Raw genomic sequence first — 19,820 nt, forward strand, 5'->3', positions numbered from 1 at the left:
CCCATGCTGTTCAATTCCTACGAATTCCTGTTCGGCTACCTGCCCTTGGTGCTGGGCGTCTTCATGCTGCTGGCTCGTCTGGGCCAGCGCCAGTTGGCCGCCGCCTGGCTGGCCTTGGGCTCGGTGGTGTTTTACGGCTGGTGGGCACCGGAATACCTGGCTTTGCTGCTAGGCTCGATCACCGCCAACTACCTGTTCGGCCGCGCCATTGCCACGCGTGCGCTGGAGTCCCGCTCCACCCAGCCCCTGCTGGGCCTGGCCGTGGCCGCCAATTTAGGCCTGCTGGCCTATTACAAATACGCCAACTTCTTCCTGGACACGGTGCGCACCCTCAGTGGCGCCCCGCTGCCCGGGTTGGATGTGGTGCTGCCCATCGGCATTTCCTTCTTCACCTTCACGCAGATCGCCTTCCTGGTGGACTGCCACGAGGGCAAGGTGCGCGAATCCAACCCCGTGCACTACCTGCTCTTCGTCACCTATTTCCCGCATCTGATTGCCGGACCGGTGCTGCATCACAAGGAAATGATGCCGCAGTTCGGTGAGAAGCAGACCTATCGCTGGGTGCCCGAGCACATCGTGATCGGCGCCAGCTTTTTTGCGATTGGCCTGTTCAAAAAAGTGGTGCTTGCTGATGGCATCCAACCCTGGGTGGCACCGGTGTTTGACGGCGGCGCCGCACCGGACGGCATCAGCGCCTGGGGCGCCGCCCTGGCCTACACCCTGCAGCTCTACTTTGACTTCAGCGCCTACTCGGACATGGCCGTGGGACTGTCCAAGCTCTTCAATGTGGACCTGCCGCTGAATTTCAACTCGCCCTACAAGTCGCGCAATATCAGCGAGTTCTGGCGCCGCTGGCACATGACCTTGTCGCGCTTTCTGCGCGACTACCTCTACATCCGCCTGGGTGGCAACCGCCACGGCAATGCGCGCCGCCAGGTCAACCTGATGACCACCATGCTGCTCGGCGGTCTGTGGCATGGCGCGGGCTGGACCTTTGTGATCTGGGGCGGTCTGCACGGCCTCTACCTGGTCATCAACCACAGCTGGAGCGACTGGCGTGAGCGCCTGAGCCTGCCGGTGGGCCTGGCCGAACGCATCCTGGCCCACGCTCTCACGCTGGCGGCGGTGGTGGTGGCCTGGGTGTTCTTCCGCGCCCACAGCCTGGATGACGCTCTGCGGGTGCTCTCGGGCATGGCCGGTCTGCAAGGTTGGCAGCCGGCAGACGGTGTGGCCTGGCGCCAATGGGGCTGGATTGCCGCCCTGGGCGCTTTGGCACTGTGGAGCCCCAACTCACAGGAAATCGTCGGCCGCTGGGTAGCGGGGGCCGGTCAAGCTTCGCGAAGCCTTGCCCAGCGCCCGCTGCTGCGCTGGATGCTGCTGGGTGCCCTGCTGATGGGCTGCGTGCTGCTGGCCGTCGTGAACGGCAGTCGCGGTGTGTCCGAGTTCATTTACTTCAACTTCTGATGCAGGCTGTTGTGAAGCTCGTCAAAGCCCTCGCCGCCCTGCTGCTCGGCATGCTCCTGATGCTCGCCGCGGCCGAGTTGTTCATGCGCGGCCTGCCCGTCATCCAAGGGCGCATTCGCGCCCTCGATGAGTCGCACTGGCCGCTGCGCAACTACCAACCCGATCAGCCCTATCAATACTCCTTTGGCTGGGACCTGCGCCACGGCCAGCGGGGCCGGACCAACAACTTCGGGCAGCTCGCGCCCTTTGATTTCCAGAGCGGCCGAGCCCAGGTGGCGGTGATCGGGGACAGCTTTGTCGAGTCGGCGATGAACGCCTATGAAGACAGCCTGCACGCCCAGATGGCGCAGCGCCTGGGCCGGCCCGACGCCGCCATCGGCCTGGCCGCCAGTGGGCTTTCGGCCGTGGACTACACGGTGATGGTCGAGCAGGCCCTGCGGGACCTGGCCCCCAAGGCCCTGGTGCTGGTGCTGATCGACGGCGACTTGAGCGAGGGCCTGCACGAGCGCCGCGGCTGGCACCATCTGGACGAACAGGGCCAACGCCACTACCGGCCGCTGCGCGGTGAGGGCCAGGGCGCCTTCTCGGGCAGTCTGGCCAGCTCTTCGCTCTGGGGCTACCTGCGCCGCAATCTGGGCTGGCAGCCGCCCAGCCTGCAGTCACTGAAGAGCACCCTGACCGCTTCGCTGCTGCCGACACCGGCCGAGCCCACAGCCAGAGGCCCGGTTGAGGGCCAGGGCCTGCCAGCCGTGCGCGCCCTGATGCAGACCCTGCAAAACCAAACGCAGGTCCCGCCGGCCTGCATCGCCGTGCTCTTCGACAGCGATCGCGGCCGGCTCTATGGCCGCAAGCCCCAAGCGCCAAAGGACGACGCAGTCTCGCGCGCCGCGTTGGCTGAAGCACTGCGTCAGGCGGGCATGGCCGCCGTGGACCTGGGCGAGCACTTCGCCCGCCACTACGCCACCCATGGCCAGCGCTTTGACCACTCCCCCATCGACAGCCACTGGAACGCGCTGGGCCACCAGGTGGCAGCCGAAGCGGCCCTACAGGCCCTGGCCGCTTGCCCAGCCACGCAGAATCCCACCCCATGAAGTCCTGGATAAGCTCCACGCGCGCCATCGCCCTGGTGCTGGCGGCCCTGCTGGCGCTGCTGGTTTGGGTGGCGCTGCAGGCCCGCCCGTCCACCGAGGCGGTGCGCCTGCGCAACGCGCTGCTGTTTCAGGTCGGCACCCCGGCCGACTTCGACTGGCGCCCCGAGCAGCGCCCAGCCAGCTTTGCCACCGACACGGCGGTGCCCGACCAGCCCTTTGCCGACCCCGTACGCGGACTGGCCCTGGCGACCCAGCCCGATGACTGGTCACGCGCGCTGCAAATCGCCAACCACCTGATCCGCCATGCCCGTCAAGGGGGTGCAGCGCGTTCAGACTTGGCCGGCACCTACCAACAAATCCTCGCCGGCAGTGGCTACTGCGCTGACTACACCACCACCTTCATCGCCATGGCCGGCTCTGCCGGGATGTTTGCGCGCGAATGGGCGTTTTCCTTCGACGGTTTCGGGGGGCATGGTCACGCGCTGATCGAGATCTGGGACCGCCAGCGTCAAGCCTGGTTCATGCTGGACGTGTTCAACAACTGGGTGCCGCTGGACGCAAGCAGCAACACGCCCATGTCGGTGGCCGAGTTCCGTCACCGACTGGTGCAAGCACCGGGCAGCGTGCGCATCGAGCGCATCGGCCCAGGGCGCTTCGGGTTCCGCAACGAAGCCGCGCTCTGGGACTACTACCGTGCAGGCGCCGACCAGTGGTATTTGTGGTGGGGCAACGCCGTCTATGCCTATGACGCCAGTCCCGCCACACGCTGGCTGGGCAGCCTCTCACGCGCCGCCGAGCAGCTGGGGGCCGTGGCCGTGGGTGTTCACCCCAAGGTGATGGCCGTGCCCAGCGCCACCAATGCCCCGTTGCGCGAGCGCATGCTGGATCTGAAGCAAAAGCTTTACGCCGCCTTCGGCCTGGGCAGCGTGCTCAGCCTGGTGCTGTTCTCGCAGTTGTTCATTCGCTGGCGCCGTCGCTAAATGCGTGACATCGTCATGGTGGCCCTGTTCGGCCTGGCCTGCTTCTGGGCCCTGCGCCGACCGTGGATCTCGGTCATGCTCTGGGCCTGGCTGGGCTTGATGAATCCCCACCGGCTGACCTTCGGCTTCGCCTACAGCCTGCCCTTTGCCCAGTTGGCCGCCGTGCTGGTGCTGGTGCTCTTCCTGCAGCCCAAGAACCGCCACGGTTTTCCGGATGTCAGCACCGCGAAGTGGATGGTGGCCTTTTATGGCTGGTGCTGCGTCTCCTCGGTCTTCAGCTTCAATGAGCCCAGCATGGTGCTGGAGGACTGGGTCAAGGTCACCAAGATCCAGCTCATGCTCTTCATCACCCTGTCCATGATGCGCGGGCGCCAGCAGGTGCATGCCATGGTGTGGCTGATCGCCATCTCGATTGGCTTTTACGGCATCAAGGGCGGCATCTTCACCATCGCCCGCGGTGGCTCGTCCATGGTGATGGGCCCCACCGGCAGCTTCATCGAGGGCACCAACCACATCGCCCTGGCCATGATGATGGTGGTGCCGCTGATGTACTACCTGATCCAGCAGACCGAAAGCCGCTGGATCCGCCTGGGCCTGTGGGGCGCCATGGGCCTCAACACCCTGGCCGTGCTGGGCACCACCTCGCGCGGCGCGCTGCTGGCGGTGTTGGTGATGTGCACCCTGCTGGGTTTGAAGAGCAAGCGGCGCGTGGCCACGCTGGCCGTGCTGGCCATCGGCCTGATCCTGATGGTCATCTTCATGCCCGACTCTTGGACCAACAAGATGGGCACCATCCAGAGTCATGAGGACCACTCGGCACAGAGCCGGCTCTACACCTGGAAGATGATCTGGAACCTGGCCCTGCACAACCCCTTCACTGGCGGTGGTTACTCCGTCACCGCCAACCCGGAGACCTGGCACCGCTATGCCGTCACCGAATGGGCCAAGGCCTATTCCCCGCACAGCATTTATTTCCAGGCCCTGGCCGAGCATGGATTCGTCGGCCTCGCGCTCTACATCGGCATCGGCGTATCGACCTGGCGGCTGTGCTCGCGCATCGTCAAGCAGGCCGTCGGTCCCGAACTGGAATGGGCCAATTTGCTGGCGCGCATGGTGCAAGTGGCGGTGGCGGGCTTCGCGGTCGGCGGCCTGTTCGTCAACTTGGTCAACTTTGACCTGCCCTATTACTTCGTGGCGCTGGCCATCCTGACCCAGTTGGCGGTGCAACAGCAGCTCAAGGACGCCGCCGCACGCCCCCTGCCCACTCAAAGCCCGGCCCCACAGCGCCCTGCGCCTTTCCGTCCATGATCGTTCCGCTCGCCCTCAACCTGCTGTCGGCGCGCTCGCGCCAGCGCCTCTCCATCCTGATCTACCACCGCGTGCTGGCGCACAAGGACGATCTGCACACCGACCTGCCCAGTGTGGCCGAGTTCGAGCGCGACATGGGCTGGGTGGCCCGCTGGTTCAATGTGCTGCCGTTGGACGAAGCCGTGCGCCGTTGGCGCGCTGGCACCCTGCCAGCCCGGGCGGCGGCCATCACCTTTGACGACGGCTATGCCGACAACCTCACCCAGGCCACCCCCATCCTGCGCCGGCTGGGCCTGAGCGCCACCTTCTTCATCGCCACCGACTACCTGGATGGGGGCCGCATGTGGAACGACACCATCGCCGAGGCCGTGCGCCGCTGTCCGACCGCCGAATTGGACCTGCGCGATCTTGACTTGGGAACGCATCCCCTGCCCGACATGGCTGCCCGCCGCGCCGCCGTGGCCCGCTTGCTACCGGCCGCCAAATACCTGCCGCAAGCGCGCCGCCAAGAAGTGGCCGACGCGATCGCCGCGCGCGTGGGCCAGCCCCTGCCCGACGATCTGATGATGACGCGCAGCCAACTCAAGGCCCTGCGCGATGCCGGCATGCAGATCGGCGCCCACACACTCAGCCACCCGATCCTGGCCAATCTGAGTGGGCCCCAAGCCGAGGCCGAGATTCGCGGCAGCAAGCAGGAACTTGAAGCCCTGCTGCAACAGCCGGTGACCCTGTTCGCCTATCCCAATGGTGTGCCCGGACGCGACTACCGGCGCGAGCACGCCGACATGGTCGAAGCCGCCGGCTTTGAAGCCGCCGTCACCACCGCCGCTGGTGCCACCCACCCCGGCAGCCTGGCTGCCCAGCTGCCGCGCTTCACGCCCTGGGACCAGACCGCCACCCGCTTTGGCCTGCGTCTGGCGCGCAATCTGCTCGGCCAAGAAGCCACGCATTGACGCACTGACCACTTTTGGCGGCAGCTCAGCGGCCGCCCATGCCCCATGAAATCACTGACCCTTCTGCGCTGGGCCGCTCCGCTGGCCCTGCTGGCTGCCCTGTGGTGGCCCGAGTGGAGCCATCACCAATACGACCGCAGTGCCCCAAGCCTGCGCCCGGTGGACATCCAACGCAGCCCGCCCGAGCGCCTGATCGAGCTGGCCCGCATGGATCTGGCCGAGCTGGATCTGCTGGCAATCGCGCCCGGCACCGGCGCGGCTGCCCTGCGCGCGGGCTCGATCGACATCCCTGGCCTCTCCTGGGGCCGCCATCCCCTGGCCGGCTACCCGCAAGACATTGAGCAGGGCCCACCCACCTTCCGTTGGTTCATGGCCGGCCTGGGACTGGAACGTCTGCTGCTCAACGAGTACGAGCAACTGCGCGACCCTGCCCTGCTGGACGCCGCCGAAGCCCGCATCCTGCAGTTCGCGCGCCATGAGAAGGGCCGGCGCTGGGACCAGGGCTTTTTGTGGAACGACCATTCCATTGCGAACCGTGCATCGGTGCTGATCCAACTCTGGCAGCTGCGCCGCGCTGAAGCCGGCTGGCTGCAAAGCGATGCCGCCGCCGAGGTACTGGCCCTGGCCCAGCGCAGCGCGCGCCTGCTGGCCGATGCGCGCCACTTCACGGCCCGCACCAACCACGGCTGGATCCAAAGCGTGGGCCTGCTGCAGCTGACCGCCGCCTTCCCCGAACTGCCCGAGGCCCCGGCTTGGCGGGCTGAGGCCGAGCGCCGCCTGCGCCTCCAGCTGCCCTTCTACGTCTCCCCCGAGGGGGCCATCCTGGAACACTCGCCGCGCTACCACGCCATCGGCACCAAGCTCCTGACCTTGGCGCAGCGCCTGCGTCACCTCCAGGGCCTACCGGCCTGGCCTGAACTGGACCGCGCGGTGCAGGGGGCCGATACCGTGCTGCAAGCCCTGCAGCGCCCCGACACCAGCGTGCCCGGCATTGGCAACAGTGATGCGCACACCCGCCATCTGCGCCCGCTCTACGCCCCATCCGGCAGTGCCCCCCTGCAGTGGCTCACCGAAGCCGGCGCCCCACAGTCACTGCTGATGCCGGTGGCAGCCTGGGCTGTGAACTGGCAGGGCCTGGGCAGCCCGCAGGCCTCGCAACTGATGCTGAGCTGGGCGCACCACCCGCGCCACGGCCACAAGCATGCCGACGAGGGCGGGCTGAACTGGTGGGCCCAGGGGCAGGACTGGATCAACCCGGTGGGCTACTGGCCGTATGGCCTGGCCTTGACCAACGAGTCCTACGGCTGGGCGGCCTCGAACGCCCCGCATGGGCGACAAGAGACGCTCAAGACCGAGCGCAGCAGCCAACTCTTGGGCCAGACCCAGCGTGCCGATCTGCAACTGCTGGACGTGGAGCGCCAACGCGCCGACGGGGCCCGCCTGCGCCGTCAGGTGCTGCAGCTCGGACCTGAGCGCCTGCTGGTGCTGGACTTTCTGAGCGGCGTGCGCGACGGCCCGCAGCTCTACTGGAACTTTGCGCCCAAGGTGCTGCTCAGCCGCCAGGACAACCAACGCTGGCTTAGCGATCCGCGCCCCGATGGCCTGCGCCTGCAAGTGCAAGTGGCGACACCGGCGGCGCCACAGGACGGCAAGGCAAAGAGTGGGCTGCAGATCGAACGCCTCTCAGGCCCTGAGCACGTGGCCGCAGGTTGGACCACGGTGCGCCGCGTGCCCGAGCGCAGCGATGCTTTGCACATCCGCAGCGCCGGCCCGGACATGGTGCTGGCCAGCCTGTTCGAACTGGGCCGCGCCCCGATGCCCCTGGGCCTGCGTTGGGAGCAGCACCAAGATGCCGAGCACTGGACGCTCAATTGGGGGGAAGGTTCAGCGGCCCAGCGCCTGGAGCGCCGGGGGGATGTGATTGAGTTCGGCGCCGTGCAGACCCCCATCCAGCGCATGGCCGCGCCCGATGTACAGCCGCTGCGCCAGGCCATGGCCCAGGCCCTGGAGGCCCACCCCCCCTGGCGCTCCCTGCTGCCGCAGCGCCTGACGGCCAGCAAGGGCGTGCTGGCCCTGACGCTCGCGCTGGAAACCTTGTTCCTGCTGCGCTGGCTGTGGCTGCGCCGCAGCCCGGCCGTTGCGCCAACGTCGCTTGCGCGCTTGACCCATGGCCCGGCTCTCCCACTACTCGCGCTGCTGGTTTGGGCCGCTGCGGCGGTGGTGCTGCTGGGACGCTATTTGCCGCCGGTCTGAAGCGGCAACAGCGCTTGTCCACGGAGCGACAACTCCAATGCTCTATCAAGTGACGAAGCGAAACTGGCGCTGAGGTGTTGATCGTCGCTGTACATCCATGCCCCATTGCGCTGCAACTCACAGCGGCGCTGCGGACACAGGCTGGCACTCAGGTCAACATACCGCAGGCCTATGGTGCTCAATGCCCTACGCTCCTGCTCAGCGAGACGCTCGCGCCAAACCTTCTCATCACTGTCTGAAATGGGGCAAGACGACTCAGCTTGATGCCCGCGCCAATGCGCGCGGGCCAAGCAGCGCACCGGGTTGAAGCCGGGCCTGGGGGTGTCACGCAGTACGGCCAATTTGGCTTCCCCGGCTGCTTGCTGCGCACGTTGCGCATAACGAACCAAACCCTGAACTTGCTCTGCTTCAGCAAGGCCATAGTGATTCGCGCTGGCCATCAGGATGAGTTGGGGCTGAAGACGCTGCAACTCCACCAGCACCCCATCACGCCAGCGCTCACACTCCCAATACCGACGCCGCAGTGGCGGGCTGTGCAGGGGCAAGTCCCAAATTGGGCAGGAGGCTTTGGTCATCGTCACAAGCTTCCAACCCTCACGCAGTGCCAAGCCCTCCAGAGCAGGAAACCACTGCGCCGCGTGGGAATCGCCGACCAGCGCCACCACGGGCGCCGAGGCGGCCGCTCCGAAGTAGCAAGGAGCGGGCCGTTCATCGAAGAAGAACTGGTGACAGTTCAGGGCATAGAGCCGAGGTCGATCACTTGCTGCCGCTTCGATGTGCGCCAACCCGTCGTCGCCGTGCTGGGCCGCACGGTGCATGGCCCAGTTACTGAGCGCCAGCATGAGCAAAGTAGCTACTGCCCCCAACGCCAGCACCCATCGCGAGGCCATGGCGCGGCGTCGAATCGGGTTCTCGATCCCGTACAGACTCACTGCCGCGCAAGCCAGCGCCAGTAGCAGGGCCAGCCCGCGCTGAACCCCATCAGGGTTGGGCCAGAGCACGGCCAACGCCACCAAGACAGGCCAGTGCCACAGGTAGAGGGAGTAAGACAAGTCTCCCAAGATAACCAGGGGCTGGGCGCTCAACGGCCGGCGCAGCCAATTTGCGGATTGTTCACCGGCCAACGACCACAACAAGAGAGCGGCGCCAAGCGCGGGTCCGACGGCCCAAAGCCCCGGATACACCGCGGCGCTGGGCATCAACGCGGCACTTCCCAGCACCAATCCCAATCCGGCAACAGCCCCTACCGTGGCCTGCCAACCTTCCGCGCGCTTACCAACCAGCCATGCCCCGATCGCAAACTCCCAGGCACGCATGGGCGTCAAGAAAAAAGCCCAGGGCTGGACCTTGACGGTGAAATACCAGCAGGCCGCCAACGAGACAGCCCCCAGAATGAGCAGCATCAGTGGGCGACGCCACGGTGCGGCCGGCTTGCGCCAACCCAGAGCCCAAAGGGTCAGCAATGGCCACACCAAATAGAACTGTTCTTCCACCGCCAGGGACCAGGTATGGAGCAAGGGGTTCTCGGCACTAGCTGGCGCGAAGTAGTTGAGTGAGCGAGCAGCCAACCAGGCGTTCGACACATAGAGCCCTGCCGCGCGCAACGTGCTGAGGTACTCGGCTTGCTCGCCCGGGGGATAGAGCCAAACCCCGACACTGCCAACAACCACGAGAACTGCAAGCGCTGCGGGTAGCAGGCGCTTGATGCGACGCGCGAAGAACGCCGACAGCACGATGCGTCCGGTCTGCGCGTACTCCGCCTGGAGCAGGGCCGTGATCAAGTAGCCCGAGATCACGAAGAACACATCGACGCCAACGAAACCGGCTCGCAGGCCTGGGAATCCCGCGTGGTAGAGCACTACCAGCAGAACGGCCAGCGCGCGCAAACCTTGGACTTCAGGACGAAAGTTCAAAACCATGGAGGGATTCGGTGCAGCCATCCGGGTCAGCGGCCACGGATCGCGCGCCCGCCGTGCCCTGCGCTCAAGGGGGGCTTGAGCAGCAGAAAAGGCGGCGCAGGCTAACATGCGCCGCCCCGCACTGCGGATCCTGGCCCCCCGCCTCGGGTGGCGCTTCAGACCGCACCTCTCCTTCCCCTCGCACCCAGGTCTTTCCGCGCCTTGTCCGTTCGCCGCGCCCTCGTCTTTTCCTTTCTGGACCGCAACGCCAGCCTGGTGATCGGCATCGTCAGTTCGATGGTGCTGGCGCGTCTGCTGACGCCGGCCGACATCGGCGTGTTCTCGGTGGTGATGGTGCTGCTCTCCTTCGTCACCGCCTGGCGCGACTTCGGAGCCGGGCAGTACCTGGTGCAGGAGGCTGAGCTCACGCCGGAGCGCATCCGCGCGGTGTGGACCCTGCAGTTGGGCATTGGCCTGGGGATGGCGCTGCTGACCCTGGCCGCCAGCTGGCCGGTGGCGCATTTCTACGATGAGCCGCGCATGCGCGGCATCATGGCCCTGCTGGCACTGAGCTATCTGGTCAACCCCTTTGGCTCGCTGACCTATGCCTGGCTGATGCGCACCATGCGCTTCGAGGCCCTGACCGTGATGCGCTTTTCGGCCACGCTGGCGGGCGCCGTGGTGGGGGTGTTGTGTGCCTGGTGGGGCCTGGGCGCCATCAGCCTGGCTTGGGGCTCCTTGGCCAGCATCGTCGTCAACGCCCTGGTATCGCTGGCCTTCCGGCCACCCGACTTCCCGCTCTTGCCGGGCACCCAGGAGATCGGCCGCGTGCTGCGCTTTGGCACCCGGCTGACCACCACCTCCATGATGGAAACCGCGGCCCAGGGCGCACCCGAGTTGGTGCTGGGCAAGCTGCAGGGCATGACCTCGGTAGGCCTTTATTCGCGCGGCAACGGCTTGATCGCGCTATTCGCCCGCCTGGTCACGGACTCGGTGAACGCCGTGGCCATGCCGCTGTTCGCCCAGCAAAAGCGCGAGGGCGGCGATCTGGGGGCAGCCTTCCTGCGTGGCAACGCCTACGTCACGGTGATTGGCTGGAGCTTTGCGCTCGGCGTGGCCCTGCTGGCGCAGCCTCTGATCCGGGTGCTCTACGGCCCGCAGTGGGAGGGCTCGGTCGAGATCACCCGCTGGCTGGCCCTCTTCATGGCCCTGAGCCTGCCCGCTGCCTTGTGCTTCCAGGTGCTGGTGGGCTCAGGCGCCTCGGAACGATTGCCTCCGACCATGGCCAAGGCTGCTGGCACCACCGTGCTGGCAGCTGCCATTGGGGCCTGGTTCGGCGTGTTACCCATGGTCTGGGGCCTGATCATTGCGGCCGCAATGGGCACCACGCTGTGGCTGAGGACCACCCGGCAGGTGTTGGGCTTTGCGCTTCCAACCTTTTTAGCAGGCCTGGGCAAAAGTGCGGCCGTGGCTGGGTTCAGCGCCCTGCCGCCCCTGGCCACCATGCTGTGGCTGGGCTGGAGCCCGGCGCAACCGCTGCTGGCCTTGGGCCTTGGCGGCGTGGGCGCCGCCATCACCGGGGTGGCGGGCCTGCTATTGCTGGATCATCCGCTGGCCCGCGAACTGCGCCCGCTGCTGGCCCGCTTGAGCCGACGGCGCGACCGCTCGGCCTGAGCCTTTTGAGGCTTAGCGGACCCCGCGCAGCCGGCGGACCAATTGCTTGATGCGCTTCTTCAGTCCGGTTCTGTCGAGCCAATGGCTCAAGGCCATCGAGGCCCGCAACAAGATCCAATGGGCCTGCAATCGCGCGCCATTGAGGCCCTGGGACTGCACGAAATAGAGGTCCACAGCCGTATCGCAGCGTGTGGCGAAATGCGCTTTGTACTGGGCTTCGCCGGGGCCAAAGTCCAGTACATCCCAGCGTCCCGCGGCGTGCAAATCGGCCAGGATGTGGAAGAGCAGCACCGCGCCGGGTGAATGGGCGGAGTGCTCGGTCAGATAGCCGATGGTGTCGTAGAGCATGCGCCGCCCCTGCCCTCGACACCAGGCAAAGGCCACAGGCTGTGTCCCGACATGCAGCAAATAGCCACGCGCCTGCCCTTCATGGGCGGCGGCCTCGAAGGCGGCAAGGGTGCTGGCGTTGTCTTCCAGCCCGACGCCCAACATCTTGGTCTGGTAGGTGTGGCGCGAAATGGCGGCGGCCTGCCGCAGGAACGCTGCCATCTCCCCAGGCGCCGTGGCGACCGTCCAAGCCAGTGCGCCGGCCGGGGCCAGGGCATCCACCTTGCGCACCGAACGTTGCAGGTTCTGACGTGATTTGGGTGAAAACTGGCGCCGCAGGTAGTCGTCGAACGGACCAGCGACATCCACCACATGCAAGGGATCGTGGCGGGCGACATACTCGACATAGGCCCCACAGCGGCGCACGCCCAGCGGAAAGCCCGCTGCCGGCGCACCCCGCACCACAAAGCCCTCTCCCCCCTCAGGCAGGCTCGGCGGCAACTGCGCGCGCAGCGCTTCGGCACTTTGCTGCGGGTCTGCCTGAACCAGGGCCAACCGTGGCCACCACTGAGCCAGCAGCAACTCGCCCAGTCGGTAGCGCATGGGGCGGGGGCGAAAAGCTTCGGCGCCCAAGCCCCTCATAGCTGCGGCCCCTGGGCACGCACCGTGACCCGCTGGACCGCATGCGCATCGGCCCAGCGACGCGGCCATTGCCAAGGTCCGATCGACAGCGGTCGCTCCTCTCGTGCCGCAGTGGCGGGCAAGCTGGCACAGGCCGCCAGAGTCGTCACGTCAAATCGATCCGACTGGGCCGCCAGATAGGCACAGAGTTCCTGCAGACGCCGCATATTGACCTCCAGCGGCAAGAAGCGTCGGCTGTCACTCGGCTCCACGGCCACCGAAAACTCGGACGCATGCGTCAGGAGCACCACCGGTCCACAGCCCCGGGCATGGGCCTGCTCCAGCAGCTTGCGGATCTCCGCGAAGGTACAACCAGCGATGGTGAGCAAGCGACGGTGTTTCCAATGGCCCAGACCCAAGTCCGAAAAACTGGTCACCGGTACTTCATTCACGCCATCGAACGCCGCCGCGCGATGCCAGAGACCCAGTTCAGGGTCCTTGGGTGGATTGATCGCCAACCCCACGCTGGAGGACATGTGCAGCCCATGGCGCGCCAAGACCGGATACATCGAGCGCGCAATGCTCAGGCTGCCCGCGCGAAACACACAGGGCCGTCGCCCGGTGGCGGCCTGGAAATTCTCGATGGCCTCTTCCAGCAAGCTTTCAAAATCGCTCGGGCTCAGGCTGGCGAGCCAGGGGTTGGGGCGCCAGCCCTGCTCCCGGGCTGTGTGCAATGAATCACGCCAATCGTCCTGACCCAGGTGTTGCCACTCCGGATGAACGTGGAGTTCAATCTCGTGGGTTTGCCCGTTTTGCCCGATGCGATCCACCAAATGCCGGATCGACTCCACGCCGAAATGACGGGCAGCCAGGGTTTCGACGAAGAAGCTACCGACCAGACCATGGCGGTCCAGGGTGTCGACGAGAAAACCAAGGCCCTGGTCACCGCCGACGCATTCGCGGAACACCGACTCCACCCCGCGAGGTGTCTGGGTACGCGGATAGGTCAAAGCGCCATTGATGTCGAATTCGATGTCGGCACTCAGTACGACACGCAAGCGATCCGCCTGCCTACCCATGCATTCTCCCTGTGCCATCTCAGGATGGACTGTGGTGCGGCCGATCGAGCGGCTCACGATTGGTTACAGCCCGAACTGTGACATAGCTTTGCACCGAACACGGATTGAGAGCAACAAGCGCTGTGAACAATGACTCGGGTCGTGCATCCCCCCCGAGTCGACGGGGCGCCCGTAGCGAGCGCCTGCCCCTCACGCACAATCCCGCTCCGGTAATCCCCGCCCAGATTGAATCCCCTTTGCGCGCAGCCTTTCCTGCCGCTCCCGCCCTGATGAGCCACGCCCTCCAAGACGTCTTGAGCCTGGGTTCGCCCCGCTTTGATCAACCTGAACACCAGCGCCTGTGCCGCGAGCAAGGTGCGGCGGCAGCCTGGTCCGCCTGGGCCCACGACCTGGGCACGGCCGATCCGGCACCCGCGCTGGCCCGCATCCGCGGCGGCTTTGCCGTGGCCCTGCCGCTCAGCGGCGATCGCTTGCTGCTGGCGGTGGACCGCTTCGCCATCGAGACCCTGTGCTTCAAGGTGGAGGCTGAAGGCCTGCGCTATGCCGCCCGCGCCGACACCCTGGCCCGACCGGGCGACGGCCTGGAGGCCCAGGCACTGTTCGACTATCTCTACTTCCACGCCATCCCCTCGCCCGAGACCGTGTTCCAAGGCGTGCAGCGCCTCAGTGCGGGCCATATGGCGCTCTGGGACATGGGGCGCCTCACCCTCAAGCCCTTCTGGACACCCACTTTCAAAGAACCCAAGAGTGCCCAGTTCGAGTCGCTGAAGGCCGAGTTCCTGCGCTTGGTCGAACAAGGCGTTCGCTCGCAACTGGACGGCAGCAAGGCCGCCTGTTTCCTGAGCGGCGGCACCGACAGCTCGACCGTCGCCGGCATGATCACCAAGGTCACGGGCCAGCCGGCGGACTGCTATTCCATCGGCTTCGAGGCTGAAGGGTACGACGAAATGGCCTACGCGCGCATCGCCGCGCAGCACTTCGGCGTGCGCCATCACGAGTACTACGTGACGCCGGACGACCTCGTCACCGGCATCCCCAAGCTCGCCCAGCACTTGGACCAGCCCTTTGGCAACTCGTCGGCGGTGCCGGCTTACTTCTGCGCGGCTCAGGCCAAGGCCGATGGCGTGACGCATCTGCTCGCCGGCGACGGCGGTGACGAACTGTTCGGCGGCAACAGCCGCTATGCCAAACAGCGCGTGTTCGGTTGGTACCAGGACGTGCCGCAGTTGCTGCGCAGCGCCCTGCTGGAGCCGCTGTTCGACAACAGCGTGATGGCCAAGGTGCCGCTGCTGAAGAAGGGCAGCAGCTATATCGAACAAGCCAAGGTGCCGATGCCCGCGCGCCTGCAGATGTACAACCTGCTGCGCCGGCTGGGGATGGAGCGTGTGCTCACGCCCGGCTTCCTGGGTCAGATCGCCACCGACGGCCCCAACCGCTTGCAGCAGGCCGTCTGGGACGCGGTACCCGACCACGCCGAGCTCAACCGCATGCTGGCCTTCGACTGGCGCTTCACGCTGGCCGAGAGCGACCTGCCCAAGGTGCGCGGCAGCTGCCAGCTGGCGGGTGTGACGGTGGGTTACCCGCTACTGGACGAAGCGCTGCTCGACTTTTCTCTGACCTTGCCCGCCGAATACAAGCTCAAGGGCCTGAAGCTGCGCTGGTTCTTCAAGGAGGCGCTGCGCGGCTTCCTGCCCGAAGCCATCATCACCAAGCAAAAGCACGGTTTCGGCCTGCCCTTCGGCACCTGGGCCACCCGCCACGCTCCCTTGCGCGAACTGGCCACCGATTCGGTGCAGGCCCTGGCCGCGCGCGGTGTGGTGCAACCGGCCTTCATCAAAGAATTGCTGACCGAGTTGATGCCGGCCCACCCCGGCTACTACGGTGAGATGGTCTGGATCCTGATGATGCTGGAGCAGTGGCTCCAGCATCACCGGCCGGAATGGCGGCTGCGCTGAGCTGAGGCGGGCCTCAGCTCGGGGCTGAGGCCGATGAACTGGCAGGCTCCGAGGACGATTCCGCCGACGCCGAAGCAGGCTCAGCGGGTGGTGGTGGTTCGCGCCATTTGCCCGCAGCTTTCAATGAGTCCGCCAAGCCCGTGCGATTGAAACCCAGGGCCTGGGCCTGATGAGCCTTGGCCAGCGCGGGCTCGAAGAGGCCCAACTCCAGGTAAACCAGCCCGATGTTGTAGAGCGAGAAGGCATTCCCCTCGGCCAAGCGCTCGGCGGCCTCCAACTGCTTGACGGCGTCGTCCAGCTTGCCCTTCTTTCCCAGCCAACCTGCATAAATCATGCGGGTGATGCGGTCGTGCGGCGCAAAGTGCACAGCGCGCTCCAACCAGCAGGGGATGGAGTACTGCGAGCCCTTCGGGTTGTCGGTCTTTTGCTTTTCGCCTAACCGAATGATCGACATCAGGGCGCGGTGGTGGTTGGGAAAGGCGCGCAACACAAAGCTGATTTCGACACTGACAAAAGCCGAGCTGTTGCCGCTGATCAGCGACTCGATATTGGGCGTGAAGTGGTGCTCCTCAACCACATGCAAACGATGGTCGCGAACCACCGTGTAGTCGTGCGGGCCGTTGTCGGCACGCGGGAAGCCACCACAGCTCGCGGTGGGCCGGTTGTTCACAGCTGCCATCGCGCCCTGCCCTAGCAGCATCAAGCCCAACCCCAAACTCAGCAGTACGCGCCTCACTTTGCCCCTCCCTGCAAACAACGCGCAATGATGCCGTCCAACCGCCGCATCGAGGCGGCCCAGTCGTGGTGGCTGAGCACACGCTCGCGGCCGGCTTGGGCCAATCGCGCGCGCTCAGCCGGGCTTTCCACCACGCGCAGCACAGCGTCGGCGATGTCCTGGGCGCTGTCGGCCACCAGCAGGTGCTCGCCGGCCACGGCATCCACACCACCCGCCGCCGCCGGGCTGGTGACCACGGGCACGCCCATGGCCATGGCTTCCAGGATTTTGTTCTGCGTGCCGCGCGCAATGGCCAGGGGCGCCACATTGACGCAGCTCTTCAGCACATAGGGCTGCACCTTGGGCACCGAGCCGGTCACGGTCACACCGGGCAGTTCGCCCAGCGCGCGGATGAAGGGCGGCGGCTCGGCCCCCACGATGGTCAGCTTGAGGCTGGAACGGCGCGCCCGCAGGATGGGCCACACCTCCTGGCAGAAGCGCAGCATGCACTCCTGATTCGGGTAGTAGTCCATGCGGCCGATGAAGCTCACCAGATCGGGGTCGTGGTGGTCGGGCGCTGCCGGGCTGAAGGCACTGGCATCCACGCCGTTGGGGAACCAGTCCGTCTTGGCACCGGTGCCGTAGTCTTCCAGCGTCTGCCACTCGGCCCGGGTGGTGGCCGTGCACAGATCAAATTTGCGCGCCAAGGCCTTTTCGGCGCGCAGCATCTTGTGGCCTTCGAGCAGATAGCCCCAGCTGAGCGGCCAGGGCTTGTAGTTCGCGTACTCGATCCACTTCTGCGAGTCCATGTCGCCGAAGTCCAGGATCTTTGGAATGCCCTGCACGTCCTCCACGTACTGGGCCACAGACGAGCAATGCACAAAGATCAGATCAAAGCGCTCGGCCGCCAGCAGGCGCTTGACCTCGGCCGCCGTGTCGCTGCAGTAGAAGTAGCCCATCGACGAGGGCGTGAGCAGGGGCAGGCGCAGCACCATGCGAATGAACTGCACGGGTTCCCTGACCTGACCGATGTGGAAGCGCTCACAGTGCTCGGCAATCCCCTGGCTCTCGGCCGTCTCGGCATCCGAGCGGCTGAGCGAACACACCGTCACCTGGTGCCCACTGGCCTGCAGGTGCCGAATCATGTTGAAGGGACGGATCTTGCCGCCGCGCTTCGGGGGGAAAGGGAAGCGGTGGCAGAGGTAGAGGATCTTCATTGCTCTATTGATCTAACTTCAGCAGTTCGTCGCAGGCTGCCAGTGCACCGCAGCGCGAGGGCGTAGGGTGGGCGGCGCAGTGAAGTAAAGGAGGAGCCGGGCGCCGAAAGGCGACCGGTGGAGGACATGAACGGAGCCGCCCACCCTGCGGCCTCGCAGAGCTCGGTCTCAGCACGCGGCGATTGGCCTGCGAGCACCGAGCGAATCAGGCCACTGGGGTACCGTGTTGCGCTCATGTCCCCCTGCAACGGCCTAACGGCCGTCGCCTCCTCCTTGACTTCACTCCACACGGCACCCCAGCGACCTGATGTCAAGGCACCGAGCCGTGCGGGAATGGATAGGCAGGCGCTCATCGCTTCAACATCGCGTGGAATTCATCCGCCAGGCTGGCCGGATCGCGGCCGTCCAGGTAGAGGCGGGCCCAGACTTCCAGATTCAAGAGCGCCAAGAGCACATCGGTGTGGTCGGCCTTGGCCGCCTGGTGCTCGGCCATCAGGCGTTGCACCGGCTCAGGCGCCAGCCAGCCGCGGGCGCGGATGACTTCGGGGGCCAGCAGGCCCTGCAGCAGGGGCTGCAGCGAAGCCTTCAGCCAGGCGCCCATGGGCGTGCCGAAGCCGCGCTTGGCGCGGTGCAGGATGTCCTGCGGCAGCTTTTCGGCCAGGGCAGCCTTGAGCACATGCTTCAACTGCCCACCGGCGATCTTGATGTCGGCGGGCATGCTGGCCGCCATGGCCACCAGTTCCGGGTCCAGCAGCGGCACGCGGCACTCCAGCGACACCGCCATGCTCATCTTGTCGGTCAGCATCAGGAGGTCGTCGGGCAGCTGGGTCTCGGCGTCCACGGCCAGCAAACGGGTCAAGGCGTCGCTGCGGGGCGCGGCGGCCAGCGCGGCGCCCAGGGCATCGTGCGTCCCGGCACCGTCCAGCAACAGGGCCTTGACGCCTTCGCGGCCCAGCACCTGCACGTAGTGGCGGTAGCGGCTGTCGCTATCCAGCTCAGCGGTCTGGATGAAGCCCTTGGCCAGGCGCAGCACGTTCAGCCACTTGGCGTGGCGGTCGGCCGGCAGGTAGCCCGCCACCGCCGAAGCCACCCGCCGCAACGGGCCGGGGATGGCGCCCCATTTGGCGGCGTAGTGGTCGCCCAGGTAGCGGCGGTAGCCGCCAAACAGCTCATCGCCGCCGACGCCGGAGAGGATGACCTTCACATCCTGGCGCGCAAACTGGCTCACCAGGTAGGTGGTGATGAAGGCCGAGTCGGCCAGCGGCTCATCCATATGCCAGAGCAGCTTGGGCAGCAGCCCCACCACATCGGGCTTGACGACGATTTCGTGGTGCTCGGTGCCAAAGAGCTGGCTGACCTGGCGCGCAAAGGGCAGCTCGTTGTAGAGCGTCTCGGCCGCGCCACCTTCAAAGCCAATGGCATAGGTGCGGATGGGCTGGCTGGACTGCTGGGCCATATAGGCCACCACCGCGCTGGAATCGACGCCGCCCGACAGGAAGGCGCCGATGGGCACATCGGCCACCATCTGCATGCGCACCGCGCGCTCCAGATGTTCACGCGTGCGCGCCAGCCAGTCCTCGCGCGTGGCCGTGCGGTCGACGCGGACGTTTTGATCCGACAACCGCCAGTAACGCCATTCCTTGACCTGACCGCCCTGCACCGACAACAAGGTGGCCGGCGGCAGCTTGCGAATGCCCTTGAAGAGGGACAGCGGCGCGGGCACATAGCCCAGGTGCAGGTAATCCGGCAGGGCTTCGCGGTTGAGTTCGGCGCGCACGCCGGGCAGCTTCAGCAGGGCCTTGGCCTCGGTGGCGAAGCCCAAACGCTGGCCGTCCTGCAGCACATAGAGCGGCTTGACGCCCAAGGGATCGCGGCCGATCAGCAGGCGGCGGCTGCGCGCATCCCAGAGCGCGAAGTCGAACATGCCGTTCAGGCGCTCGACCACCGCATCGCCCCAGGCCAGATAGCCCTGCAGCAGCACCTCGGAGTCACTGTGGGTCTTGAAGCTGTGTCCACGCGCGATCAGCTCCTGACGCAGCTCGCGGTAGTTGTAGATCTCGCCATTGCAGACCAGCCAGACCTGGCCGTCGGCGCTGGACAGCGGCTGGTGGCCCCCGCTCAGGTCGATGATCGAGAGGCGCCGCATCGCAATGCCGCAGTCGCCGTCGATGTGCTGGCCCTCGTCATCGGGGCCGCGGTGGGCGGTGATGTCGCCCATGGCCGTCAGCCATTGCGACTCGACGGCGCGGCCGTCGAGCTGGATCAATCCGTGAATGCCGCACATG

The 19,820-nt window shown here is 66.3% G+C and carries 14 protein-coding genes; 8 read left to right on the forward strand and 6 right to left on the reverse strand.

Annotation, left to right across the window (positions count from 1 at the left end; all coding sequences use genetic code 11):
* Window positions 1-3 precede the first annotated feature (3 nt).
* From FF090_RS12255 to FF090_RS12280, 6 genes are read left to right on the forward strand one after another with little or no spacing between them, the layout of a single operon-like run.
* Window positions 4-1,464 carry an MBOAT family O-acyltransferase gene (locus FF090_RS12255; protein WP_138856994.1) on the forward strand — a complete coding sequence of 487 codons (1,461 nt, stop codon included), beginning with the start codon at window positions 4-6 and terminating at the stop codon, window positions 1,462-1,464.
* Complete coding sequence (locus FF090_RS12260) at window positions 1,464-2,555, forward strand: hypothetical protein (protein ID WP_138856995.1); 1,092 nt, start codon at window positions 1,464-1,466, stop codon at window positions 2,553-2,555. Before FF090_RS12255 ends, FF090_RS12260 begins: the two co-directional genes overlap by 1 nt.
* Window positions 2,552-3,535 carry a transglutaminase domain-containing protein gene (locus tag FF090_RS12265; RefSeq protein ID WP_138856996.1) on the forward strand — a complete coding sequence of 328 codons (984 nt, stop codon included), beginning with the start codon at window positions 2,552-2,554 and terminating at the stop codon, window positions 3,533-3,535. The genes FF090_RS12260 and FF090_RS12265 overlap by 4 nt, the downstream gene beginning before the upstream one ends.
* On the forward strand, window positions 3,536-4,843 hold the full coding sequence (locus tag FF090_RS12270; protein ID WP_138856997.1) for a putative O-glycosylation ligase, exosortase A system-associated: 1,308 nt from the start codon (window positions 3,536-3,538) through the stop codon (window positions 4,841-4,843).
* The gene (locus tag FF090_RS12275; protein WP_175423637.1) at window positions 4,840-5,796 is read left to right on the forward strand and encodes a polysaccharide deacetylase family protein; all 957 of its coding nucleotides are present in this window, start codon (window positions 4,840-4,842) and stop codon (window positions 5,794-5,796) included. The genes FF090_RS12270 and FF090_RS12275 overlap by 4 nt, the downstream gene beginning before the upstream one ends.
* 45 nt (window positions 5,797-5,841) lie before the next feature.
* Window positions 5,842-8,049, forward strand: a complete 2,208-nt coding sequence (locus FF090_RS12280; protein ID WP_138856998.1) for a heparinase II/III family protein — start codon at window positions 5,842-5,844, stop codon at window positions 8,047-8,049.
* Here the strand turns inward: FF090_RS12280 and FF090_RS12285 are convergent.
* Complete coding sequence (locus FF090_RS12285) at window positions 8,031-9,968, reverse strand: acyltransferase family protein (protein WP_175423638.1); 1,938 nt, start codon at window positions 9,966-9,968, stop codon at window positions 8,031-8,033. The genes FF090_RS12280 and FF090_RS12285 overlap by 19 nt on opposite strands.
* Before the next feature lie 201 nt (window positions 9,969-10,169).
* On the opposite strand from FF090_RS12285, the gene FF090_RS12290 reads away from it, so the two are divergent.
* A complete protein-coding gene (locus FF090_RS12290; protein ID WP_138857000.1) occupies window positions 10,170-11,621 on the forward strand; it encodes a lipopolysaccharide biosynthesis protein in 1,452 nt (483 codons plus the stop codon).
* 12 nt (window positions 11,622-11,633) lie between these two features.
* Here FF090_RS12290 and FF090_RS12295 read toward each other — a convergent pair whose 3' ends face one another.
* Window positions 11,634-12,551 (reverse strand): GNAT family N-acetyltransferase, encoded by a 918-nt coding sequence (locus tag FF090_RS12295; protein WP_175423639.1) that lies wholly within the window; start codon window positions 12,549-12,551, stop codon window positions 11,634-11,636.
* A 35-nt stretch (window positions 12,552-12,586) separates the two neighbouring features.
* Window positions 12,587-13,627, reverse strand: coding sequence for a polysaccharide deacetylase family protein (locus tag FF090_RS12300; protein WP_138857002.1), 1,041 nt, complete (start codon window positions 13,625-13,627; stop codon window positions 12,587-12,589).
* Window positions 13,628-13,917: 290 nt separating this feature from the next.
* Between FF090_RS12300 and FF090_RS12305 the strand changes: the two genes are divergently transcribed.
* Window positions 13,918-15,603, forward strand: a complete 1,686-nt coding sequence (locus FF090_RS12305) for an asparagine synthetase B family protein (RefSeq protein WP_138857003.1) — start codon at window positions 13,918-13,920, stop codon at window positions 15,601-15,603.
* Window positions 15,604-15,616: 13 nt separating this feature from the next.
* Here FF090_RS12305 and FF090_RS12310 read toward each other — a convergent pair whose 3' ends face one another.
* From FF090_RS12310 to asnB, 3 genes are all read right to left on the reverse strand, one after another.
* Window positions 15,617-16,339 carry a tetratricopeptide repeat protein gene (locus tag FF090_RS12310; RefSeq protein ID WP_138857004.1) on the reverse strand — a complete coding sequence of 241 codons (723 nt, stop codon included), beginning with the start codon at window positions 16,337-16,339 and terminating at the stop codon, window positions 15,617-15,619.
* A complete protein-coding gene (locus tag FF090_RS12315; RefSeq protein ID WP_138857005.1) occupies window positions 16,336-17,535 on the reverse strand; it encodes a TIGR03087 family PEP-CTERM/XrtA system glycosyltransferase in 1,200 nt (399 codons plus the stop codon). The genes FF090_RS12310 and FF090_RS12315 overlap by 4 nt, the downstream gene beginning before the upstream one ends.
* A 349-nt stretch (window positions 17,536-17,884) precedes the next feature.
* On the reverse strand, window positions 17,885-19,819 hold the full coding sequence (asnB, locus tag FF090_RS12320) for an asparagine synthase (glutamine-hydrolyzing) (RefSeq protein ID WP_138857006.1): 1,935 nt from the start codon (window positions 19,817-19,819) through the stop codon (window positions 17,885-17,887).
* Window position 19,820 lies beyond the last annotated feature (1 nt).

The sequence above is a fragment of the Inhella inkyongensis genome (assembly GCF_005952805.1).
Classification (GTDB): domain Bacteria; phylum Pseudomonadota; class Gammaproteobacteria; order Burkholderiales; family Burkholderiaceae_C; genus Inhella; species Inhella inkyongensis.